This is a genomic window from Streptomyces sp. NPDC017056 (assembly GCF_044332485.1).
Lineage (GTDB): Bacteria > Actinomycetota > Actinomycetes > Streptomycetales > Streptomycetaceae > Streptomyces.
Genome location: NZ_JBIRPD010000003.1, coordinates 482,559 through 503,830, shown reverse-complemented (window position 1 = coordinate 503,830; position 21,272 = coordinate 482,559). Strand labels below are relative to the sequence as shown.

Annotated in this window: 23 protein-coding genes and 1 tRNA gene; 16 read left to right on the top strand and 8 right to left on the bottom strand. The window is 71.4% G+C overall.

Features of this window, described 5'->3' with window-relative positions:
• The 3 genes from tadA (at position 1) to ACH4OW_RS08010 (ending at position 1,354) form a co-directional block, all read left to right on the top strand.
• Entirely contained in the window at positions 1 to 501 is a 501-nt protein-coding gene (gene tadA, locus ACH4OW_RS08020; protein WP_360125046.1) for a tRNA adenosine(34) deaminase TadA, read from the top strand.
• A 68-nt stretch (positions 502 to 569) separates the two neighbouring features.
• Positions 570 to 656, top strand: a tRNA-Ser gene (locus ACH4OW_RS08015).
• Positions 657 to 961: 305 nt separating this feature from the next.
• Positions 962 to 1,354, top strand: a complete 393-nt coding sequence (locus tag ACH4OW_RS08010) for a hypothetical protein (protein ID WP_360125048.1) — start codon at positions 962 to 964, stop codon at positions 1,352 to 1,354.
• A 70-nt stretch (positions 1,355 to 1,424) separates the two neighbouring features.
• Here the strand turns inward: ACH4OW_RS08010 and ACH4OW_RS08005 are convergent, their stop codons facing one another.
• Positions 1,425 to 1,934 carry a MarR family winged helix-turn-helix transcriptional regulator gene (locus ACH4OW_RS08005; protein WP_398025832.1) on the bottom strand — a complete coding sequence of 170 codons (510 nt, stop codon included), beginning with the start codon at positions 1,932 to 1,934 and terminating at the stop codon, positions 1,425 to 1,427.
• A 76-nt stretch (positions 1,935 to 2,010) separates the two neighbouring features.
• On the opposite strand from ACH4OW_RS08005, the gene ACH4OW_RS08000 reads away from it, so the two are divergent.
• A complete protein-coding gene (locus ACH4OW_RS08000) occupies positions 2,011 to 2,421 on the top strand; it encodes a hypothetical protein (RefSeq protein ID WP_360125052.1) in 411 nt (136 codons plus the stop codon).
• A gap of 89 nt (positions 2,422 to 2,510) precedes the next feature.
• On the opposite strand, the gene map is transcribed toward ACH4OW_RS08000, so the two are convergent.
• Positions 2,511 to 3,293: a type I methionyl aminopeptidase gene (gene map / locus ACH4OW_RS07995; RefSeq protein WP_360125054.1), complete on the bottom strand. Its 783-nt coding sequence runs from the start codon at positions 3,291 to 3,293 to the stop codon at positions 2,511 to 2,513.
• A gap of 65 nt (positions 3,294 to 3,358) precedes the next feature.
• Between map and ACH4OW_RS07990 the strand changes: the two genes are divergently transcribed.
• Positions 3,359 to 3,670 (top strand): helix-turn-helix domain-containing protein, encoded by a 312-nt coding sequence (locus ACH4OW_RS07990; RefSeq protein ID WP_398025829.1) that lies wholly within the window; start codon positions 3,359 to 3,361, stop codon positions 3,668 to 3,670.
• Between the two features lie 82 nt (positions 3,671 to 3,752).
• Here the strand turns inward: ACH4OW_RS07990 and ACH4OW_RS07985 are convergent, their stop codons facing one another.
• Both ACH4OW_RS07985 and ACH4OW_RS07980 read right to left on the bottom strand, forming a co-directional pair.
• The gene (locus tag ACH4OW_RS07985; protein WP_398025827.1) at positions 3,753 to 4,196 is read right to left on the bottom strand and encodes a hypothetical protein; all 444 of its coding nucleotides are present in this window, start codon (positions 4,194 to 4,196) and stop codon (positions 3,753 to 3,755) included.
• Between the two features lie 56 nt (positions 4,197 to 4,252).
• Entirely contained in the window at positions 4,253 to 4,810 is a 558-nt protein-coding gene (locus ACH4OW_RS07980) for a DUF4232 domain-containing protein (RefSeq protein WP_398025825.1), read from the bottom strand.
• A 347-nt stretch (positions 4,811 to 5,157) separates the two neighbouring features.
• Between ACH4OW_RS07980 and ACH4OW_RS07975 the strand changes: the two genes are divergently transcribed.
• The 4 genes from ACH4OW_RS07975 (at position 5,158) to ACH4OW_RS07960 (ending at position 9,849) form a co-directional block, all read left to right on the top strand.
• Complete coding sequence (locus ACH4OW_RS07975) at positions 5,158 to 6,012, top strand: FG-GAP repeat domain-containing protein (protein ID WP_398025823.1); 855 nt, start codon at positions 5,158 to 5,160, stop codon at positions 6,010 to 6,012.
• A gap of 365 nt (positions 6,013 to 6,377) precedes the next feature.
• On the top strand, positions 6,378 to 7,082 hold the full coding sequence (locus ACH4OW_RS07970) for a DUF2470 domain-containing protein (RefSeq protein ID WP_360125063.1): 705 nt from the start codon (positions 6,378 to 6,380) through the stop codon (positions 7,080 to 7,082).
• Positions 7,083 to 7,623: 541 nt separating this feature from the next.
• A complete protein-coding gene (locus tag ACH4OW_RS07965) occupies positions 7,624 to 8,799 on the top strand; it encodes an acyltransferase family protein (RefSeq protein WP_398025820.1) in 1,176 nt (391 codons plus the stop codon).
• Positions 8,800 to 8,871: 72 nt separating this feature from the next.
• Positions 8,872 to 9,849 carry a pirin family protein gene (locus ACH4OW_RS07960; protein WP_398025818.1) on the top strand — a complete coding sequence of 326 codons (978 nt, stop codon included), beginning with the start codon at positions 8,872 to 8,874 and terminating at the stop codon, positions 9,847 to 9,849.
• Between the two features lie 32 nt (positions 9,850 to 9,881).
• Here the strand turns inward: ACH4OW_RS07960 and ACH4OW_RS07955 are convergent, their stop codons facing one another.
• On the bottom strand, positions 9,882 to 10,301 hold the full coding sequence (locus tag ACH4OW_RS07955) for a hypothetical protein (protein ID WP_360125067.1): 420 nt from the start codon (positions 10,299 to 10,301) through the stop codon (positions 9,882 to 9,884).
• A 107-nt stretch (positions 10,302 to 10,408) separates the two neighbouring features.
• Positions 10,409 to 10,654, bottom strand: coding sequence for a Sec-independent protein translocase subunit TatA (gene tatA, locus ACH4OW_RS07950; RefSeq protein WP_398025816.1), 246 nt, complete (start codon positions 10,652 to 10,654; stop codon positions 10,409 to 10,411).
• 90 nt (positions 10,655 to 10,744) lie between these two features.
• Between tatA and ACH4OW_RS07945 the strand changes: the two genes are divergently transcribed.
• Positions 10,745 to 12,298: an LCP family protein gene (locus ACH4OW_RS07945; protein WP_398025814.1), complete on the top strand. Its 1,554-nt coding sequence runs from the start codon at positions 10,745 to 10,747 to the stop codon at positions 12,296 to 12,298.
• Here the strand turns inward: ACH4OW_RS07945 and ACH4OW_RS07940 are convergent.
• Positions 12,289 to 15,255: a cation-transporting P-type ATPase gene (locus tag ACH4OW_RS07940; RefSeq protein ID WP_398025812.1), complete on the bottom strand. Its 2,967-nt coding sequence runs from the start codon at positions 15,253 to 15,255 to the stop codon at positions 12,289 to 12,291. The two genes, ACH4OW_RS07945 and ACH4OW_RS07940, sit on opposite strands and share 10 nt — an antisense overlap.
• Positions 15,239 to 15,598, bottom strand: coding sequence for a metalloregulator ArsR/SmtB family transcription factor (locus ACH4OW_RS07935; RefSeq protein WP_360125074.1), 360 nt, complete (start codon positions 15,596 to 15,598; stop codon positions 15,239 to 15,241). Before ACH4OW_RS07935 ends, ACH4OW_RS07940 begins: the two co-directional genes overlap by 17 nt.
• A gap of 567 nt (positions 15,599 to 16,165) precedes the next feature.
• Between ACH4OW_RS07935 and ACH4OW_RS07930 the strand changes: the two genes are divergently transcribed.
• From ACH4OW_RS07930 to ACH4OW_RS07905, 6 genes are all read left to right on the top strand, one after another.
• Entirely contained in the window at positions 16,166 to 16,330 is a 165-nt protein-coding gene (locus ACH4OW_RS07930) for a hypothetical protein (RefSeq protein WP_398025810.1), read from the top strand.
• A gap of 96 nt (positions 16,331 to 16,426) precedes the next feature.
• Complete coding sequence (locus ACH4OW_RS07925; protein WP_360125078.1) at positions 16,427 to 16,720, top strand: Dabb family protein; 294 nt, start codon at positions 16,427 to 16,429, stop codon at positions 16,718 to 16,720.
• Between the two features lie 201 nt (positions 16,721 to 16,921).
• A complete protein-coding gene (locus tag ACH4OW_RS07920; protein ID WP_360125080.1) occupies positions 16,922 to 17,731 on the top strand; it encodes an RNA polymerase sigma factor SigF in 810 nt (269 codons plus the stop codon).
• Positions 17,732 to 17,921: 190 nt separating this feature from the next.
• On the top strand, positions 17,922 to 18,758 hold the full coding sequence (locus ACH4OW_RS07915) for an RNA polymerase sigma factor SigF (protein WP_360125082.1): 837 nt from the start codon (positions 17,922 to 17,924) through the stop codon (positions 18,756 to 18,758).
• A 242-nt stretch (positions 18,759 to 19,000) separates the two neighbouring features.
• Positions 19,001 to 19,741, top strand: coding sequence for a hypothetical protein (locus tag ACH4OW_RS07910; protein ID WP_398025807.1), 741 nt, complete (start codon positions 19,001 to 19,003; stop codon positions 19,739 to 19,741).
• Between the two features lie 244 nt (positions 19,742 to 19,985).
• On the top strand, positions 19,986 to 21,203 hold the full coding sequence (locus ACH4OW_RS07905; RefSeq protein WP_398025805.1) for a methyltransferase domain-containing protein: 1,218 nt from the start codon (positions 19,986 to 19,988) through the stop codon (positions 21,201 to 21,203).
• Positions 21,204 to 21,272 lie beyond the last annotated feature (69 nt).

Genomic DNA, 21,272 nt, shown 5'->3' with positions numbered 1-21,272 from the left:
ATGACCGCCCCCATGCCCGCCCCCCTCCACACCCCGGCGCCCGACCCGCTGCGCGATCCCTGGACCGCGGCCATGCGAAGGGCGCTGGACGAGGCTGCCCAGGCCCCCGGGACCGGAGACGTCCCGGTGGGCGCCGTCGTGCTGTCCGCCGACGGCACCGTACTCGGCACCGGCCGCAACGAACGCGAGGCGACCGGCGACCCGACCGCGCACGCGGAGGTGCTCGCCATCAGGGAGGCCGCCCGCGCCGTCGGCGCCTGGCGGCTGACCGGCTGCACGCTCGTCGTCACCCTGGAGCCGTGCACGATGTGCGCGGGCGCCATCGTGCTGTCCCGGCTCGACCGCGTCGTCTACGGCGCCGCCGACGAAAAGGCGGGCGCGGCCGGCTCCCTCTGGGACGTCGTACGCGACCGCCGCCTCAACCACCGCCCCGAGGTGATCACCGACGTCCTCGCCACCCCCTGCGCCGACCTCCTCACCACCTTCTTCCGCTCCCGCTGACCCCCGCACGCCCCCGCCACCGGATACCGATTTCGGCGTACGGCCCCCCGTGGGCTAGAGTTCCTCTCGGTAGCGTGTCCGAGCGGCCGAAGGAGCGCGCCTCGAAAGCGCGTGAGGGGGCAACCTCTCCGTGGGTTCAAATCCCACCGCTACCGCTTGTAACGCCCCTCTGACCTGCGGGAACGCGGTCAGGGGGGTGTTTTGCGTGGGGCCCTCGGCCCCGGTGCCGCCTCGTGGGGGAGCAAGATTGCGTTTCACTGGCCAGGCCGTTGCGGCGTCTCTCGCCGCCGTCGTACTCTCCGTCTCTCTTACGGCGTGCGACAGCTCCGACGAGAAGGCAAAGGGGGCCGGCGAACCCGCCGGGCCTTCGTCACATTCCCCGAAGGCAAGGGCCGAGGCACAGGACAAGAAGCCGCCCAAGCCGAAACGGGCGGCCGATTCCGAAAAGGTCATCGCGTCCATGAAGGCGTTCGACAAGGAAACCTGCTCGATGGACCAGGGGACCGCGTGCGACGAGGACTCCGGCGAAGTCGCCGACCTGGGCCGGCCCGCCACCTACGACCCCCGGAAGTACACCAAGTCGTTCACGTTCGAGGACGGCGTGCTGAAGGTGGGCACCTCTCTTCCTTCCGGCGCCACGAAGGCGAACATGGAGCTGGCCGACATAGCGGGTTTCCACTACGGCTCCGCCTACGAGTGGTCGGCGACGATGCCCGAGGAGCACCGGAAGAACATCAAGGCCGTCGAGGCCGTGGAAATAGTCCTCGACAACGGCCTCACGGGTGATCGGTGCGAGGCCGGTGACGAGGGTGCCGTCCCACGGTGCCGGAAGATCCTTGACGCGTTCGGGTAGGGAAAGCTGATCTCGTCAGGGTGTGTGTTGCGCGGGGCATGTGCTGCATGACGGACCCCGCGCGTTCGGGTCAGTTGTCGTGGTCCCCCAGGGCGAGCAGCACGGTGCGCAGGTCGCTGTTGAGGCGGCGTTGGTCCTCTGCGGAGAGTGAGGAGAGCAGGCGCAGTTCGGTCTGGGTCTTGGTGGCGAAGACCTCGCGGGCGCGTTCGGCCCCTTCCCGGGTCAGGGAGACCGTGACGGAGCGCCGGTCGTGGGGGGTGAAGTCGCGGACGGCCCACCCCTTGGCCTCCAGTTTCGCCACCCGGTTGGTGACGGCTCCGGAGGTCAGCTGCATCGCGGTCACCAGTTGGCTCGCCGTCAGCCGGTGCTGGGGAGCACGGAGCAGGCAGGCCAGCAGTTCCAGCGCCCACAACTCGATCCCGAGCGGGGTGAGTTCCCGTTTCATCTCGGTCTCCAAGCGGTGGGTGATGCGGCGCAGGCGGTAGGCGAGCGCCTTGGCCTCCAGCACCGCGGGGTCGTGATGCTGCGCGAGGACGTCAACCATGCCGTCGACGTAGTCGGCTGTGGGTTCCTGGGGCACTGGCGGCCTCTCGTCGTCCGGTCGAACAAGATATGGTGAGGTTCATTATCTTAACGTTCTCCTATTTGGAGGAGTCATGAGGACCGCACGTGAGAACGCCGGCGCTCTGATTACGGCAGCAGGTATCGCCGCCGCCGCTCCATCCGTCTGGCAGACCATCACCCACATCACGGACGAGACCTACCGCGCCCCCGAGGCGCGTCACGGCGAGGGCCACGTCCAGTACCACATGGCACGAGAGGCACTGATCACCGCCGGGGCCGTGGGCGCCGTCGCGATCGGCGTGCTGGCCGGACCGCGGCGCGGACGCGCGATGTGGCGGGGGATGGCCGCCGCGGCAGCCGGGTTCACGGCCGCCATGTGGTCCGGCGGGCCGACCACCGGCGTCTGGGCACCGAACCGCAAGGCGTTCGCCATCCATGTCGCCTCCACGGCAGGACTGACCGCCGGGGTACTGCTGCTGCGACCGAAGAACGAAGAGCGGTAAACAGGCCGGTCTCCTTACCGGTAAGGAGAGCGGTAAACAGGCCGGCGAACACAGACGCCACCTTCGCCGGGACGGCGGGGCGGGCTCTCTTACGGCCGCGCCTGTGAGGGCAGGGTGAGTATTTCGGCCCCGTCGTCGGTGATGGCGATGGTGTGTTCGCTGTGCGCGGTGCGGCAGCCCGTCGCGCTGCGCAGCGTCCAGCCGTCGGCGTCGGTGACGAGTGTGGCGGTGTCGGCCATGACCCAGGGCTCCAGGGCGAGCAGCAGTCCGGGGCGCAGCTTGTATCCGCGTCCGGGGCGCCCGCTGTTCGCGATGTGCGGGTCCTGGTGCATGGTCGAGCCGATGCCGTGGCCTCCGAACTCGGTGTTGACCGGGTAGCCCGCCTCACCGAGGACCGTGCCGATGGCGTGGGAGAGGTCGCCGATGCGCGCCCCGGGTCGGGCGGCGGCGATGCCGGCGGCGAGTGCGCGTTCGGTCGTCTCGATCATCGCGACGCTCTCCTCCGGCCTGGCCTTGCCCACCAGGAAGCTGATCGCGGCGTCCGCGGCCACCCCGCCCTTGGACACGGCGAGGTCGAGAGTCAGCAGATCGCCGTCTGCCAGCGTGTAGTGGTGCGGCCGCCCATGGAGCACTCCGTCGTTGACGGCCGTGCAGATGTAGTGCCCGAACGGGCCGCGGCCGAAGGAAGGCGCGTAGTCGACGTAGCAGGACTGCGCCCCCGCCTCGGTGATCATCTCCTTGGCCCACTGGTCGATGTCGAGCAGGTTCGTGCCGACCGTGCTGCGCCGCTTCAGCGTGTGGAGGATGTCCCCGACCAGGGCACCGGTGACCCTCGCCCGCTCCAGCCGCGCGGAGTTCAGGATTTCGATCATGGAGGGCCCCTCACGTACGTCCAATAACTATCCCGGTCAAACTATACCGGTATTAGAATGGGGTCATGGTCAGGTTGCCGCTCACCCCCGCCGAGGTAGCACGCGGAGAGCGCCTCGGCGCCCTGCTCCGCCGCGCCCGGGGCTGCCGCTCGATGCTGGACGTGGCGCTCGCCTCGCACATCTCGCCGGAAACCCTGCGAAAGATCGAATCCGGCCGGGTGGCCACCCCCGCCTTCCCGACCATCGCCGCGATCGCCGGCACCCTCGGCCTGTCCCTCGACGCCGTATGGGCCGAGATGAACCAGTCTGAGGAGACCGTCGAGAGCCGGGACAACTCGGTCCTGGCTGTCGCACGGCATACGTCGCTGGCCTCGTGACGCCGAACTCGTAACCAATAGGACCGCCCCTGATCTGCACTCGCAGGTCAGGGGCGGTTCGTTGGCGCCGGGTGACGCGGGATCAGCGGACGTTCACCGCCACCGGGGCGGAGGTGCGCTGGCGTACGGGGTGGTGGTCGTTCGGGCTGAGGAGGCCGTACGCGACCGCACGGTACTGCTGGGTGCCGCGGTGAGCGGCCTTGACGCGTGCGGTGACCTTGGCTTCGGTGCCCCGTTCGACGATGGCGCCGCAGGTCACCTGGTGCCACGCCTTGCCACCGCTGCGGTTCTCCAGGCATATCCGCAGGTAGCTGGACGCGTCGTCGTCCCCGTGCGCCGTGACCGTGAAAGCCTTGCCGGCCTGCGCCGTGTGCGGTGCCTTGACGTCCACACCGCCCTTGGCGAACGCCGGCCCGGCGGCCAGCGCCACCGAGGCCAGACCCAGCGCACCGATCACGGCCGCACGGCCGCCGCGCGCCTTGTTGCCGGTCTTCTTCGTCCTGGTCGTCCTGGTCGTCCTGGTCATGAACTTCCCTCATTCATATAGGTCTGCATGTAGGTCTTCACGTGGGGCTTGGGTGGTCAGCCGATGGGGTTGACGAAGGTGGCCGGGTGGGTGGCGCCGCGCTGGTCGACGAGGGGGCCCCAGGGCCACTTCAGGGTGAGCGCGGTGGTCTCGTTGGGCGGAGTGACGGCCACGGTGGCGGGCTTCCAGGAGCCCTCGTCGTTCTCCTTGGCCATGCCGAGGTTGAGGGTGAAGTCGGTGCTGTCCCCGGGGGCGAGGGTGATCGAGCCGTGCTTGGCCGAGGAGCGGACCAGCGACCAGCCGGGGCCGTTGGCGTCGGGCTTGAGGTCGACGCCGGCGAAGCCGCCGATCTTGCAGGTGCGGCTGCTCTTGTTGGTCAGCACGATGCTGGTGGTCGTCGAGCCGCCCGCGTTCGGGTCGGGGGTCGCGTCCTCGCCGGTGGCGAAGACGGCCTTGAGGTCGGAGGTGTGGCAGCGCTGGATGCCCGAGCCCGCCTTGCCGCCCCGGGCGGCGTTCGCGCTGCCCGCCTGCTTGCCCGCGGCCCCGGCGCCCTGCACCGCGGCGGCGACGCGGAGGGTACGGCGGCGGGCGGTGCGGGTACTGGCGGAGTTCATTTCGGGTCCCCCCGGGGCAGTTGGTGGCGGTGCTTCCTCGGTACGACACCGATCCTGTCCAAGGCCGTTGGCGAGAGGCTGCCGCTCCGCTAACACCCGGCTAACGCCCCCACGCGAAGGCCGTACGGGGGCCTCTTCTAGTCTTTGGGCCAAGAGCTGTGGGGGGACCGCATGACTCGTACCGGAAGACGTACCAGGGCCCGTGTCAAAACACGTGTCAGAGCACGTGCCAGGACTCGTGTCAGAGCACGTGTAGAGCACTCGTGCCTGAGCATTCGCTCCGGCCTGCTGTGTGCCGGCGTGAGGTACCGCATGACCGGTTCCTCCCCCGACCATCCGGAGTTCCTTTGAAGCGACTTGCTCACCGTCGGCGCGCCATCGCGCGCCTGGCCACCGTGGCCACGGCCGTCACTCTGGCCGCCACGGCCACCGGCGCTGCCGTAGCGGCCGCCCCCGCGGCGTCCGGGCCGACGCCCACCGCGCCGTCTTTCTTCCTGAGCGGCATCCTCCCGTCGGGCCAGATGTACGCCTACCTCCGGGACGGAAAGGGCGGCCTCGACGCCCCTTCGGGTGCCTACGTCTGGAAGGGGCTCAAGTTCTCGGTTTCGGTCGATCCCGACCTGACCGGATACCAGGACGGCGACTACCACGTCATGACGAACGGGGTGGTCAACCAGTGGCGGGACGGCAAGCTGAAGCAGGTGGCCACCGGTTGGCAGCAGTACACCAGCGTCCTGTCGCCCGGCACCCTGGCCCGCGCCGCCCACCCCGACCTGCTGGCGCGTGACGGGCAGGGCGTCCTGTGGCGCGTCCAGACCAAGGCGGACGGCACGCTGGCGCCGCGCGTCAGGATCGGCGCGGGCTGGAACCAGTACTCCCAGATCACCGGGGTCGGCGACTACTCCGGCGACGACAAGCCGGACATCGTCGCCCGCGACCGGCAGGGCGTGCTCTGGCTGTACAAGGGCACCGGCGACGGGAGCAAGCCGTTCGCGCCGCGCACCCGGATCGGGGCCGGCTGGAACCAGTTCAACAAGCTGGTGGCCACCGGTGACGTGGACGCCGACCGCCGCAGCGACCTGCTCGCCCGCGACACCAAGGGCGACCTGTGGCTCTACAGGGGCACCGGCAAGGCGTCCGCGCCGTTCAAGCCCCCCGTCAAGATCGGTTCCGGCTTCCAGCAGTACCGGGACCTCTTCTGACGTCACCTGCTCGACGAGAGCCGCCCCCGATCCGCGCAAGCGGGTCGGGGGCGGTTGTTTGGTGCCGTGCCGCTTCGCGGGTCCGGCAGCCGGTGGAGCCGCGAGCGCCGTACGGGAAACGCGAGCGCCGCGGGGGGAGGCGGGTGCGCCGCAGAGAGGGAGCCGCGCACCCCACACGGGAGACGGGTGCGCCGCACGGGAGACGGGTGCGCCACACGGGAGACGGGTGCGCCACACGGGAGACGGGTGCGTCGCACGGGAATCGGATGCACCGCATGGGGCGGGCTATTCACTCGACCATAGGTTAGGTTAGCCTCACCTAAGTGCTTCGCCTTGTGTCTCCCTACCCGCGCCTGGAGAACCGGATGCGCCCTTTCAAAGCCCGCGCCACCACACCGACAGCCGCCGAGCGCGTCCGGTCGATCCTGGCCACCGCCCATTCGATGACCGTGGTGAGCGACGGCCGCCACACCGAAGTGCGCCGCCTCGACGGCAGCCGGGCGATGAGCCACTTCCACCTGCACGCGCCGTTCGAGGGTGCCGACGCCCAGTCGGCGACGCGCGTCCCGGTCGGGCTGGAGTTCACCGATATCGCCCCCACTCCCGTACGTGACCGCGTACGGGCCCGCGTCACGGTGACCGGGCTGCTGACCGCCCCGTTCGGTACGGAGTCCACGACGAGCACGTGCGTGGAGTTCGGGCAGGCGCTCCTCGAAGACGCCCAGGGACGCACCTACGTCACCCTCCAGGAGCTGGAGGCAGCGGAACTCGACCCGCTCGCGACCAGCGAGGCGGGCATGCTGACCCACCTCGTCGACGACCACGGCGAACTCGTACCCCTGCTCCTGCGCCTCGTCCGCCCCCACCCGGACCACGGGGTGCTGCGCGCCCTCCCGGTGGCGATGGACCGTTATGGCGTGACCCTGCGCCTTGAGTACCCGCACACCCACCACGACGTCCGGCTGCCGTTCAAGACGCCCGTGACCGACATCGACCAGGTCGGCACCCAGATCACCGCCCTCACGGCCACGGCACGCCGCCTCTCGCACACGAGCCACCTGCTGACCTGACCCGCCGCCCCGCCGGTCGGCCGTACGGCCGGCGGGCGAGATGCGTCGGCTTGACGGGCCCCCGCCCCGCCGCTCCCGCCCCCCGACACCCCTCTGATGTGCGCAAACGCGATCAGGGGGGTGTTTCGCGTGGTATCTCCGCACCCGCGGCCCGGGCGGGCGCCCAACCCACCGCTCGTATACGGGATTGCCCTGCCGATCGTCCGATCGCTTCGCGGTGTGCGGCGGCCGGCCGCCGGGCGGGCAAGCGTCGACTTGCCAAAGCCGGCGCACATCATCAATTTGCCGCGCCGTGACGAACCCCGGGCATGCCCGCCGCGTCCTCTCCGGAGGGCGCGACCAGGCGACGCGTCCCGGTGACGTGTCCCGGTGACGCCACCCGGCGAAGCGGCCCGGTCCGGCCCGGCGCCTTCGGCGAGTGTGACGAAGACGGAATCTCCGACTATTGACAGGTTATTCACAACCTGTGTTTATCTTCTCCTTAAGATATGGAGTGCCCCAGATCCGGGCGCTTGGGGGGTAAAGAATGACCGAGCGCCGCTTGGGGAACAGGCTTGCCGCTCTCGACGGGCTGCGGCTGCTCGCTGCTCTGATGGTGGTTTTCTACCATTACGTCGCGCTGGCGCGGCCGTGGGGCCACGACACCGGCACGATCTTCCCGACCGCCCACAAGGCGGCGCAGTACGGCTGGCTCGGGGTGGAGGTCTTCTTCCTCATCAGCGGCTTCGTCATCTGTATGAGCGTGTGGGGCCGCACGGTGGGCGAGTTCGCCGTCTCCCGGCTCACCCGGCTGTTCCCCGCCTACTGGGCGGCCATCGTGCTCACGGCGCTGGTGGTGAAGGCGTGGCCCGAGGTCGACTCCATCAGCGGCTGGGACCGGGTGATCACCAACCTGACCATGCTGCAGGCCGGCAACAACACCCCCAACGTCGATCCGGTGTACTGGACGCTCTTCGTGGAGCTCAAGTTCTACCTGATCATGGTCGTGGTGATGCTGTTCGGCGTCACGTACCGCAACTGCCTGATCCTGTGCGGCGTCTGGACGGCGGCCGCCGCCCTCTCGCCCATCATGCAGACGCCGCTGCTGACCGCGTTCGCGATGCCGCAGTACGCGCCGTTCTTCATCACGGGCATCGCCTTCTACCTGATGCGCCGCCACCGGCCCAACGCCATCCTGTGGGCCATAGTCGTCCTGCAGCTGCTGCTCTCCCAGCGGTTCATCGACTACCGCATGGCCACCAGCCTGGGCAAGGCCGCAGCGGCCGCCCTGCCCACCTGGCCCGCCCGTCTGGTCATCGTGGCCGGTTTCGTCCTCGTCGGCGCGATCGCGCTCGGCGCCTGCGACCGGATCCAGTGGAAGTGGCTCACCACCGCGGGGGCGCTCACCTACCCGCTCTACCTGATCCACATGAACATCGGCATGACCCTCATCCACCACTTCCGCAACCGGGTCCCCGCGCCGGTGCTGGTGGCCTCGGTGACCGTGCTCATGCTCATCGCCGCCTGGGTCCTCCACCGCCTCGTCGAGCGGCCTCTCGGCAAGTGGCTCCGCAAGGTGATGCGCCGCGGCATCGACGATGTGCGCAAAAACGTCACCCCGCGCCGCAGGCACGCCCGGCGCCCCGCGCCGCCGGTGCCCACCGTGTCCCGCACGCCGGAGTTCGGGGCGGTGCCGCCGCAGCCGCAGCACCCCCGCGTTTTCGAATCGGCCCAGTAGCACCGCCCCGCCGGGGCCGGTTCCGCGATAAAGTTGAACTCGCAATCACCTGGTCACGGGAAGGCGACGCGAGTGAGCAACGTCGAAGGGGAGCCCGCCGGTCAGCGCCGCGCACCTGCGCACGGCGGCCGGGAGCCGGGGGTCGAGGTCCTCACCCCGCGTGACGTGCCCCTGGGCGGTCCGCGGGCGATGACCGTACGCCGTACGCTCCCGCAGCGCGGCCGTACGCTCATCGGAGCCTGGTGCTTCGCCGACCACTACGGACCCGACGACGTGGCCGACACCGGCGGCATGATCGTCGCCCCGCACCCGCACACCGGGCTCCAGACGGTGAGCTGGCTGTTCAGCGGCGAGATCGAACACCGCGACAGCCTGGGCAGCCACGCCTTCGTACGGCCGGGCGAACTGAACCTGATGACGGGCGGCCACGGCATCAGCCACTCCGAGGTGTCCACCGCGCGGACGACCGTCCTGCACGGGGTGCAGCTGTGGGTCGCGCTGCCCGAGCGGCACCGGCACACGGGACGGGATTTCCAGCACTACGTGCCCGGCTCGGTACGGATCGGCGGGGCCGAGGTCAGCGTGTTCCTGGGAGCGCTCGGCGGCGTCGTCTCACCGGTGCGGACGTTCAGCCCGCTCCTCGGCGCCGAGATCGTCCTCGCCCCGGGGGCGACAGCCGTCCTCCCCGTGGACCCCGCTTTCGAGCACGGCCTGCTCGTCGACCGCGGGAACGTCCGCATGGCCGGCACCCTGCTGCGCCCCGCGGAACTCGGCTACGTGCCCCCCGGCCAGGACGTCCTGACGCTGGCGAACGAGTCGGACGACACCGCCCGCGCGGTCCTGCTCGGCGGTACGCCGTTCGAGGAAGAGATCGTCATGTGGTGGAACTTCATCGGCCGCAGCCACGAGGACATCGTGCGGGCGCGGGAGGACTGGCAGAACGCCACCGAACGCTACGGAACCGTCGACGGCTACGACGGCGACCGCCTCCCCGCACCCGCCCTGCCGCACGCCGTCATCAAACCGCGCGGAAACCCTCCGCGCGGCTGAGAGCGGCGGGGGCGGGCCCCCGCCGCCCCGTGTCAGCTCCTGCGGCGGCGGAACGCCTTGCGGACGAAGTGCACGATCAGCCAGATCACCACGATGATGATGACCAGGAAGATGATCAGCAGCACGATGAGGAAGATGCCGAGCTTCTTAAAGAAGCCCTTTTTCTTCTTCTTGTCCTTCTTCTCGGACTTGTCCTTGTCCTTGGAGCCGAAGGCAGCCTTCGCGTGGTGGTGGAAGGAGGCCGGTGCGGCCGCCGCAGGGGCGCCGCCGTCCTGCTGCTGGACGCTGTGACCGTACGCCGCCGTGGACGCGGACGCGGGCGCCGCCGCTGCCGCGGACCCCGCCGCCCCCATCAGGCCGAGCAGCAAAGCCACGACAACTGCGGTGATGCGCCCGCCTTTTGCCCGTACGGCGCGTACGGGCGGTATGGAAGGCTTGTGCTCGGTGCTCATCCGGTTCTGGTCCCCTCGTCATCGGTGCTGGGCACGGCACGCGGCTGACGGCGCGCCGCACCCATTATGGGCGGCGGCCTTTTCCGCCGACGCGCACCGCCGACACCTCACCCGCCGGCCGCGGGCGTCCGCACGACCTCGCCGGTTTTCGGGTCCTCGCCGGGCGTCTCGTCCTTCATCGCCTCGGTCTCGCTCTTGAGGATCCGCAGCGACTTGCCCAGGGCCCGCGCCGTGTCCGGCAGCTTCTTCGAGCCGAACAGCAGGATCACCACGAGCGCCACGATCAGCAGGTGCCAGGGCTCCAGCCCGTTCCGCAGCATCGTCGTCCGCCTTTCTTCCTTGGCGTCACTCACTTGCTAACTTGCTACATTGCGCAACTGTACAACCAATGAGCGGCGACAACCGTCTTCTTCGGCACAAACCGCGCGGGTGAGGGTGCACACATGACAGCAAGCAGCCACAAGGCGGCCGCCGGACGGGGCGGCAGGGCGGAGCGGAACGGGCGGGCGGCCGCACGCGGCAGGCGGCGACCGCTGCGTACGGCCGGGATCGTCGCCGTCTCCCTGCTCGTCCTGGTCACCGCGGGCGCCGGCTGGTTCTACTTCAAGCTGACCGGCAACATCACCACGTTCGGCGCCGACGGCGTCAGCCCACAGCGCCCGGCGGAGGGCTCCGGCGGCCAGAACGTCCTGGTCATCGGCTCGGACTCGCGGTCGGGCGGCAACAGCTCGCTGGGCGGCGGCGAGGGCGACGTGGGCCGCTCGGACACCGCCTTCCTGCTGCACATATACAAGGACGGCAAGCACGCGGTCGCGGTCTCCATACCCAGGGACACCCTGGTGGACATACCCCCGTGCCGGCTGCCGAGCGGCAAGTGGACCGCACCGCGGCACAACGCCATGTTCAACGCGGCCTTCTCGGTCGGCGAGAGCCCCCAGGGCAACCCCGCCTGCACCCAGAACACGGTGGAGAAGCTGTCCGGCGTGCGCGTCGACCACACCGTCGTCGTCGACTTCGAGGGCTTCTCGAAGATGACGTCCGCCGTCGGCGGCGTACCCGTCTGCCTTCCCAAGGACGTCTACGAAGGCGACCTGAACCCGAACCGCCACTCCCGCGGCGAGCGGATCTTCGCCAAGGGCCCGCAGACCGTCTCCGGGCAGCAGGCGCTCGACTACGTCCGCCTCCGGCACGGCATCGGCGACAACTCCGACATCGGCCGCATCCAGCGCCAGCAGGCCTTCGTCGGCTCGCTCATCAAGAAGGTCAAGGACCAGGGCTTCAACCCGGGCACCCTGCTGCCGCTGGCCGACGCCGCCACCCGGTCCATGACCGTCGACCCCGGCCTGGACTCGGCCGACAAGCTGCTCTCCTTCGCGATGTCCCTCAAGGACATCGACCTGCACAACACCAAGTTCATCACCCTGCCGTGGCGCTACCAGGGCGAACGCGTCGCCGTCGTCCACCCGGCGGCGGACACGCTCTGGGCGGGCATCAAGGCGGACCGCACCCTCGACGGCGAGAACGCCGGCGGGCCGCCCGACGGGGCCGCGTCCCAGGCCCCCGCCGGCGGCACGGCCACCGACGCGGGCGCCGGGACCGGTACGGGCATCAGCGTCGCCGTCTACAACGGCACCACCACGACCGGGCTGGCCGCCCGCGCCGCCGGACAGCTGAAATCCGCCGGGTTCACCGTCACCGGCACCGCGACCGCGCGGTCCCAGAACCACGCGGCCACCACCGTCGAGTACGGCGCGGGCAAGGAGGCCCAGGCCCGCACCGTCGCGGCCCGCTTCCGCGACGCCCGGCTGGTGCCGACGGCCGCCACCGGCATCAAGGTCGTCCTCGGCACCACGTACGCGGCCGACCCGGCCGCCGAGGGCCCCGCCGCTTCCCCCGCCGGGCCCGCCCCCTCGCCCTCGTCCTCCTCGTCCGCCTCCATCGCCGGCCAGGCACGCTCCGCCGACGACAACATCTGCTCGGGGCTGTCCTACGGCTGAGGCACCGGCCCGGGGTCGGGCTCCGCCGACGTCCGCCGGTCGTACCGCGCCTTGGCCCACGCCAGCCCGGCCCCGTACAGCACCAGCACCGCCGCCAGCAGCCCGTAATAGAGGGGAGGCAGCGCCGCCATTCCCAGCAGCGGCCCCAGCGGCGACGGCGGCAGCAGCAGCCCGACGACGGCGAGCGCGCACACGGCGGCACGGACCGGGCCCGGCGCCCGGCCCTCCGCCGACCGGCGCCCGGTGCGCAGCAGGTACATCACCAGCGCCTGCGTCAGCAGGTTCTCCGTGAACCATCCGGCGTGGAACGCGTCCTGGCCGCCCGGGTGCCCCGAGCCGTGCACCGCGAGCACCAGCACCCCGAACGTGGCCAGGTCGGCGGCGGCGTTGAGCAGGCCGAAACCGGTGATGTAGCGCAGCAGGTCGGCGGGGCGCAGGACCGCGGGCCTGCGCAGCGCGGCCGGCCCCGGCCGGTCGAAGGCGAAGGCGAGCTGGACCGCGTCGAAGCACAGGTTCTGGACCAGGACCTGCGCCGGAAGCATCGGCAGGAAGGGCAGCAGCAGCCCGGCGCCGAGCATCGCGATGACGTTGCCGAGGTTGGAGGAGAGGGTGATGCGCAGGTACGTGGCGATGTTGGCGGTGCTGCGGCGGCCCGCGACGATCGCGTCGTCGATGGCGTTCAGGTCCTTCGAGGCGAGGACGACGTCGGCCGCCTCGCGCGTCACGTCGACGGCGTCGCGCGGGGCGACCCCCACGTCGCAGGCGTGCAGGGCGGGCAGGTCGTTGACGCCGTCGCCGAGGAAGCCGACGGTGCGGGGCGGCGCCGGTACGCCGGTTTCCGTGCGGGCCGTCGCCTTATCCGTCCGGAACGCCGCCTTACGGGCCGCGCGCCCCTTGCGCGTACCGGTGCCGTCGCCCGCCCGCAGCGCCGCCACGATCCGCGCTTTGTGCTCCGGCGTGCACCGCGCGAACGCCGTCGTACGGGCGGCCAGGCGCGCCAGCTCGGCATCCGTGAGCCCGTCGATCCGGTCGGCGGTGAGCACCGCGCCGGGGCCGGTGTCCAGCCCCAGTTCGCGGCAGACGTGGGCGACGGTGCCCGGGTGGTCGCCGGTGAGGACCTTGACGGCGACGCCGCGGCGCGCGAGCGCGGCGCAGGCAGCGGCGGCGGTCGGCGCGAGCGCGTCGCGCAGCCCGACGAAGCCGACGAGGGTCAGGCCGCGCTCGTCCGACGGCGTGTACGGCCCTGACCTGGCGGGCCGCTCGGCGACCGCGACGGCCAGCAGCCGCAGCCCGTCCGCCGTCCGCTCCGCCACGAGCCGGGCCAGCTCCTCCCGGGCCGCACCGTCCAGCTCCGTGTCCACTCCCCCGGCCCGGGTGCGGGCGCAGCGCTCCAGTACGTCTTCGGGCGCGCCCTTGACCACCAGCGTGTGTGTGCCGAGCCGGGGCCCGGCCGCCGCCGCTTCCGCACGGACCACCGCGCACGAGGTGCGGCGTACCGGGTCGAACGGCACGGCGGCGACGCCTTCGTACGCGAGCAGCTCCTCGAAGCCGTCCTCGGCCGCCTCCAGGACCGCTTCGTCGAGGGCGTCCGGAGTGGGCAGCTCGGCGAGCTGGAGTGTCCACAGGCTGTTGACGGCGGCCCAGTGCAGCGGCCCGGGCGCCGGCCGGCCGTCGGGTCCGAAGGAGCAGTCCAGGACCGGCCGGTCCTGGGTGAGGGTGCCGGTCTTGTCCGTGCACAGCACGTCGATCGCGCCGAGGTCGTGCAGCGCGGGCAGCCGCTTGACGATCACCTCGCCGCCGCGCGCGAGCAGCGCGGCGCCCCGGGCGAGCGCCGTGGTGACGATGACCGGCAGCATCTCGGGGGTGAGACCGACCGCCACCGCGACGGCGAACGGCAGCGTCTCCAGGCCGCGCCCGCGCAGCGCGGCGTTGGCCATCAGCACCAGCGGCGGGGTGAGCAGCATGAAGCGGATGAGCGTCCAGGAGATGCCGTTCACCGAGCGGTCGAAGGCGCTCTCGCGCGACCGCCGCGGCGGCCTGCGCCGGCCGGCGGGCCGCCCGGCGTCCGTGCCCGACGGCTGCCGGTACGCACCGGCGAGCAGGGTGTCGGCGCCGGTCGCCAGCACCACCGCGGTCGCACTGCCAGACGCGACACTGCTGCCCTGGAAGCACAGCTCGGGGCGTTCGAACAGGCCGGTGCCGCGGTCGGCCGTACGGCCCGCGCCGTCTGCCGGCGCCTCGACCGGGTACTTCGCGACCGGCGCCGACTCTCCCGTCAGCGGCGCCTGGCGCACTGTCAGGCCGCTCGCCCGCAGCAGCCGCAGGTCCGCCGGCACGAGGTCCCCGGGGCCCAGCCGGATCACATCGCCGGGCACCAGCTGATCGACCGGCACCTCCCGGGCGGACCCGCCCTGCGCAGTGCCCCGGGCCCGGCCGGGCTTCTCGAAGCGTGCGACCGGGCCGGCGGCTCCGGCCCCCGCCCTGCGCTGCACCGTCGCCGTCGTGGCGATCAGCTCGCGCAGCGCCGCCGTGGACCGCTCCGCCCGGTACTCCCCACTGGTCCGCAGCACCGCGCTGACCACCACCAGGACGGCGATCACACAGGCCGCCCCCCAGGAGGCGACGGCGGCCGACACCAGGGCCAGACACAGCAGTACGGTCGTGAACGGGTCGCGCAGGCTGCGGACGAAACGCCACGGGCGCCCCGGCCGCCGCCGCTCGGGCACCGCGTTCTCGCCGTACCGCAGCAGCCGCGCCTCGGCCTGCGCCTCGGTCAGGCCGCGCGGCCCGCTCTCCAGGAGGCGCAGTACTTCCAGAGCCGTCAGCCCGGGCGTGTCCCGCAGCGCGGCGCTGCTTCCCACGCGCACTCCCGGCGGTACGGCCGGCGAGCCCGGCTCCGGCGCCCCCTCCGTACGAGCGGTTCCGGAGCCCGCGACCTTCTCAGGCGCCCAGACCACGGACGCGTCCCGGCACCGCCGGGCCGTCGGCCCGGTCGGTCAGCTGCCCCACCAGCCACCGCACCATCGACACCACATCGGGGTCGTCCACCAGATACACCACGCGGCGCCCCTCGCGCCGCGACCGCACCAGTCCCGCCAGCTTCAGCTTCGCCAGGTGCTGGCTCACCGCGGGCAGCGCGCCGCCCACCCGCTCCGCCAGCCCGCTGACGTCGCACTCGCCGTCCGCCAGCGCCCAGACGATGTGCAGACGCGCGGGCGACGCCAGCAACCCGAACGTCGCCGCGGCCTCCGTCAGTACCTCGGCCGACGGATCCGCCACGTCCTCGACGCCACTCGCCACAGCCGTTCTCCATCCGCCCAGGGCCCCCGTGGGGTGGGCCCGTGCCCCCGAAAGGTCCCAGTCTAGGCGCCGGGCACCGGACGCTTACGTACAAAAGGAAGCCCCGTGCACACAAAAGAAGCCCCGGTTCCGGACCGGTGGGCCCGGAGCCGGGGCTCCGCCGTGCGGTCGGGGGAAGCGGCGATCGGGGGGACACACCGCTTCCCCCGTTGGTGGACCTGGCCTCAAAGCCCGCGCCGCTGTCAGGGGGGAAGCTCGCGGCGCGGACCCCGCAGTGAGGCCGGGATCCCTGCGCCCCGCGAATTCCTGCCAGGTCCGCCGGGCGCACCACCATCCTGCTTCGCGGGCACGGTCGGCGACGCGGGCAAAAGACCCCGCTCCAAAGGTCTTTGGTCCTTAAAGTCCCCGTCAGCACGGGCCGAACCGTGGTAGAGCCGGGCCGAGGCGCGAGAGGGGAGCGTGATCGCCCTTCGGTGCCGCCCCTTGGGGCGGGAGTGGTTAGACTCACCCGACCTGCACTGGGGAAGGGCCGGCGGGAGCTGCCGTAGGGGAGACGGGGACAGTCAGATGGCGCATGCGAAGAAGATCGCGCTGTACGTGGTCGCCGTCTTCGTCCTGTACACGATCATCACGTCCCCGGCGCGCGCCGCCGATCTCGTCCAGATAGGGTTCGAGGGCATCTCGTCCGCCGCCCACGGCGTCGGCGAGTTCATGACCCAGCTGGTCTCGTAGGGCGGTCCGGTCACCGCGGGTTCCCGGCGGCGCCCGGTACGCACGCCGGCCCAGGCCGCCCGCGCGGATCCGCATGCACGCACGGAGGACAGCCCAGTGATACGCCACCTGGTCCTTTTCAAGCTCAACGAGGGCGTTACACGCGACGAGCCGCGGGTCGTCGCCGGTGCCAAGGCGTTCCGGGAGCTGGCCGACCAGATCCCCGAGCTGGAGTTCTGGGAGTGTGCCTGGAACATCACCGACCGGCCGATCGCGTACGACTTCGCCGTGAACTCCGCCGTGGCCGACCAGGACGCGCTCAAGCGCTATATCGAACACCCGGCCCATCAGGCCGCCGCCGGCCAGTGGCGCGAGTTCGCCACCTGGGTGATCGCCGACTACGAGTTCTGAGCCGCGGCCCCGGCCGCACGCACGCCCCTCGCCCCGTCTCGCGGGTGAGGGGCTTCTTCGTGCCCCGGCCCCGGCCGTGCGTACGCCTGCTCGTCGATCAACTCCGCCATCAACACGGCGTTATGCGGTGCTTGCACACAGTGCACATGTCTTGTGATGCTATGACCGCTTTTGCCGGATGAATGGACAGAGAAGGGTGGCGTGACCTTGACGGCACGAACTGCGCCCAAGGCGCCATCCCGCGAGAGCAGGAGCGCGGACACGCGAGCCCTCACGCAGGTGCTGTTCGCCGAGCTCACCAGCCTGGAGCCGGGCACCCCCGAGCACACCCGGGTGCGCGCCGCCCTGATCGAGGCCAACCTGCCGCTGGTCCGCTACGCGGCGGCACGTTTCCGCAGCCGCAACGAGCCCATGGAGGACGTCGTCCAGGTCGGCACGATCGGCCTGATCAACGCCATCGACCGCTTCGACCCCGGGCGCGGCGTCCAGTTCCCCACCTTCGCGATGCCGACCGTCGTCGGCGAGATCAAGCGCTACTTCCGGGACAACGTCCGCACCGTCCACGTACCGCGCCGCCTCCACGAGCTGTGGGTCCAGGTCAACGGGGCCACCGAGGACCTGACCGTGCTGCACGGCCGCTCGCCGACCACCGCCGAGATCGCCGAACGGCTCAAGATCGGCGAGGACGAGGTGCTGGCCTGCCTGGAGGCGGGCCGCTCGTACCACGCGACGTCCCTGGAGGCCGCACAGGAAGGCGACGGGCTGCCGGGCCTGCTGGACCGCCTGGGCTACGAGGACCCGGAACTGGCCGGCGTCGAGCACCGCGACCTCGTCCGGCACCTCCTCGTCCAGCTCCCCGAGCGCGAGCAGCGCATCCTGCTGCTGCGTTACTACAGCAACTTGACGCAATCTCAGATCAGCGCCGAGCTGGGGGTGTCGCAGATGCACGTGTCGCGGCTACTGTCGCGGAGCTTCGCACGACTGCGGTCCGCAAACAGGATCGAAGCCTAACCGGGACGGGCGACCCGCTCCTGCGCAGATATGTCGACTTGGCGCTACAGCGTGTTGCCGACATGTGACATTCTGCAGGAACCGCGTTTGCCGTGGCGTCGCCTCCGGTATTCAGGTGGAGGCATAAGTTCTCGGTCCGGCTGCGGGCCGAGGCGCCGCAGCGACCCGACCGCGACCTCAAGGGGGTGGCATGTCCGTAGAACTGGGCAGCTCGAAGGTGCTTCCCGCGATTCCCGCGCCGGCACCACATGTGCACGACGACGACGCTCTCAACACCCGTACGCTCTCCCGCTCCCTCTTCCTGCGGCTGGCCACGCTCGACAGGGACAGCGCGGAGCGCACCTACGTCCGCGACACCCTCATCGAGCTGAACCTGCCGTTGGTGCGCTACGCGGCGGCACGTTTCCGCAGCCGCAACGAGCCGATGGAGGACATCGTCCAGGTCGGCACGATCGGTCTGATCAAGGCCATCGACCGTTTCGATTGCGAACGCGGGGTCGAATTCCCGACGTTCGCGATGCCGACGGTCGTCGGCGAGATCAAGCGTTTCTTCCGCGACACCTCGTGGTCGGTACGCGTCCCGCGCCGCCTCCAGGAGCTGCGCCTCGCCCTGACCAAGGCCAGCGACGAACTGGCCCAGAAGCTCGACCGCTCCCCCACCGTCACCGAACTGGCCCAGTGCCTCGGCGTATCGGAGGAGGACGTCGTCGACGGCCTGGCGGTAGGCAACGCCTACACCGCCTCCTCGCTCGACTCCCCGTCCCCCGAGGACGACGGCGGCGAGGGCTCCCTCGCGGACCGCCTCGGCTACGAGGACAGCGCGCTCGAAGGCGTCGAGTACCGCGAGTCCCTCAAGCCCCTCCTGGCCAAACTCCCGCCCCGGGAGCGCCAGATCATCATGCTGCGCTTCTTCGCCAACATGACACAGTCCCAGATCGGCGAGGAGGTCGGCATCTCCCAGATGCACGTCTCGCGCCTGCTCACCCGCACCCTGGCCACCCTGCGCGAGGGCCTGATCTCCGACTGACCACCGGCCGCACCGCCCGCCCCGAGCCTCCGGCCGCCCGCCGTCACCGGCCGGACGCCTCCCTGGCACCCACCGCCCCACCGCCGCACACGCCGAGGCGCCGCCGTACGCATGCAACCTGACGTACGCGCAAAAGTGCTGCCGTACCTGCCGTACGCGTGCCCCCTGCCGTACGCGCGCAAGCCCTACCCCCTGGCGTACCGGGCCTATGCAACTGACGCGCCGTCAGCAACACTGGCCCGATGCGACGGACCACCCGCGCCATACGCACCGTGCGTGTCCCCCGCGCCCTCTTCCCCGCCACCGCCCTGTGCCTGGCCGTGCTGCTCACCGCCTGCGGTGACGCCGGCGGACGGGGTTACGCCGCGACGGGCGCCGCCGGCCCCGCAGACGGCCGGACCCCCGCCGGCCCGGTCCCCCCGGAAGACGGCATCACGCTGACCCCCTTGGACGGCGACACCACCCCGGGCACGCCCACGCCGTCGGCCCGCGCCGACAAACCCCCCGCCCGCGGCCCCGAGCCGACCCGCACCTCCCCAGCACCACCCACCACACCCCCGAACACCCGCCCGAAGCCCCCCACCCACCCCTCCCCCAACACTCCCCGACCTCCCGGCACCACCACACCCGAGTCCCAAACCACCCCCACCCCACCAACCTCCCCCACTCCTCCCACCCCTCCCCACCTCACCCTCGGCCCCCTCCACCGCGCCGAGGCCGACACCCGCTGGTGCGAAAAGGTGTCCGCAGACCTCCGCAACACCGGCGACCGCCCGGTGACTTCGGGAACCATCACCTTCGGCACCCACATCATCGGCCCCCTCGGCACCGACTGGTCCACCAGAACAACAACCCACCCCCTCCCCACCCCCCTCCCAGGCCACTCCCGCCGCACCGCCACCTGGCACATCTGCCTACCGGCGTGGCGGGTGCCGCTGGGCATGCACGTCGAGACACGCGACGTGGACGTGGATTGGCGCTGAGCCGCAACCGTGCTCCCATGCGCCCCGTTCAACGCCGTCACCGGGGGAATGCCTAGAACGGTCAGCCAACCGTTCCGGTGCACCGCCGGTCCGATTGGGCAACTCGGTGAAAGCAAGAAGACGGGAGCCACATGGGTTCGCACGGAAAGCCGCCGCCCCCCAACCCGCAGCCGCCGGAGCCGTCGCCGCGCGACAGTGACGGGCAGCACCCCGACGTCTCCAAGCCTGGAGGCGGAAAGCACCGGTGACCGGACTCAATCGGCATCGGGAGCAGGCCATCCGACTGCTCGACGGGCTGGGGGCGTTCGAAAGGCCCTGGATGCGTGAGGCGTTCCGTACGGTTCCCCGGGAGGCGTTCGTGCCGGACACCGTGTGGGTGTGGCGCGCCGACGACGACCGGTACCACCCGGTCGCCCGCGCCGACGGCGAGGAGCGGTGGGCCGGGATGGTCCATCACCCCACCGAGTCCGTCGTCACGCAAGTGGACGACGGCCACCCCGTACACCCCGACGGCACCGGCGCGCTGCCGACCAGCTCGATCAGCGCCGCGAACGCCGTGATGACGACGCTCGCCGCCGCCGACCCGGACGCCGGGAGCCGGGTGCTGCACATCGGTACCGGCACCGGCTACGACTCCGCGCTGCTCTGCGAGCGCGTCGGCGCGGCCCGTCTCACCACCGTCGAGGTGGACCGGTCCCTGGCCGACGCCGCCCGCGGCCGGCTGCGCCGCCTCGGCTACCGGCCCCGCGTGATCTGCGCGGACGGCGAATCCGGGTGGCCGCGGCACGCACCGTACGACCGTGTCCTGTGTACGGCGTCGCTCTCGCGTGTCCCCCGCGCCTGGCTCGCGCAGTGCGTGCCCGGCGCGCGCATCGTCACGCCGTGGAAATCCACCCTCCAGCCCGCCGGCCTGGCCGTCCTGACCGTCGCCGCCGACGGCCGCAGCGCCGCGGGCCGCTTCGGCGTGCCGCTGACCTTCATGGACCTGCGCGGCCAGCGCCGCACCGCCAGCCCGCTGCCCCGCGTCTACACGCCACAGCGCGGGGCGGACAGCCGGTACGGCACGACCGCCCTCCCCCCGGACTTCCTCGACGACTTCCACGCCCGTTTCGCCCTCGGCCTCCAACTGCCCGGCGTCCACGCGACCCGCACGCCGACGCCGACACCCGACGCCGCCCCCGCCTGGTGGCTTTCCTCGGACGGCGCCTGGGCCTATCTCCAGGGCGGTGAGGCGTACCAATGGGGCGACCGCGACCTGGCCACGGAGGCCGAGCGGGCGTACGGCTGGTGGCTGGAGGCGGGCAAGCCGCAGGTGTTCGACTTCGGCATGACGGTGGACGGTGACACGCAACGGACGTGGTTCGGTGACGCGAACGGACCGAGCTGGCCGGTGGGGCCCGACCCTGACGCGGTATCAGGGTCGTCACCCCGCGGGCTGACCGCGGATGCGACCGAAGGTTGATTACTCCCGCCCGCCCGCGCAATACCTTCAACTCCTGCCACAGCGAACAGGAATCGGGGAGTGGGGAGC

Bases quoted from the DNA above. Each gene is read 5' to 3' on its own strand.
- tadA (WP_360125046.1), top strand. From the start codon at position 1: ATGACCGCCCCCATGCCCGCCCCCCTCCACACCCCGGCGCCCGACCCG.
- ACH4OW_RS08010 (WP_360125048.1), top strand. From the start codon at position 962: ATGAAGGCGTTCGACAAGGAAACCTGCTCGATGGACCAGGGGACCGCG.
- ACH4OW_RS08000 (WP_360125052.1), top strand. From the start codon at position 2,011: ATGAGGACCGCACGTGAGAACGCCGGCGCTCTGATTACGGCAGCAGGT.
- map (WP_360125054.1), bottom strand. From the start codon at position 3,293: ATGATCGAAATCCTGAACTCCGCGCGGCTGGAGCGGGCGAGGGTCACC.
- ACH4OW_RS07990 (WP_398025829.1), top strand. From the start codon at position 3,359: ATGGTCAGGTTGCCGCTCACCCCCGCCGAGGTAGCACGCGGAGAGCGC.
- ACH4OW_RS07985 (WP_398025827.1), bottom strand. From the start codon at position 4,196: ATGACCAGGACGACCAGGACGACCAGGACGAAGAAGACCGGCAACAAG.
- ACH4OW_RS07980 (WP_398025825.1), bottom strand. From the start codon at position 4,810: ATGAACTCCGCCAGTACCCGCACCGCCCGCCGCCGTACCCTCCGCGTC.
- ACH4OW_RS07970 (WP_360125063.1), top strand. From the start codon at position 6,378: ATGCGCCCTTTCAAAGCCCGCGCCACCACACCGACAGCCGCCGAGCGC.
- ACH4OW_RS07955 (WP_360125067.1), bottom strand. From the start codon at position 10,301: ATGAGCACCGAGCACAAGCCTTCCATACCGCCCGTACGCGCCGTACGG.
- ACH4OW_RS07945 (WP_398025814.1), top strand. From the start codon at position 10,745: ATGACAGCAAGCAGCCACAAGGCGGCCGCCGGACGGGGCGGCAGGGCG.
- ACH4OW_RS07930 (WP_398025810.1), top strand. From the start codon at position 16,166: ATGGCGCATGCGAAGAAGATCGCGCTGTACGTGGTCGCCGTCTTCGTC.
- ACH4OW_RS07915 (WP_360125082.1), top strand. From the start codon at position 17,922: ATGTCCGTAGAACTGGGCAGCTCGAAGGTGCTTCCCGCGATTCCCGCG.
- ACH4OW_RS07910 (WP_398025807.1), top strand. From the start codon at position 19,001: ATGCGACGGACCACCCGCGCCATACGCACCGTGCGTGTCCCCCGCGCC.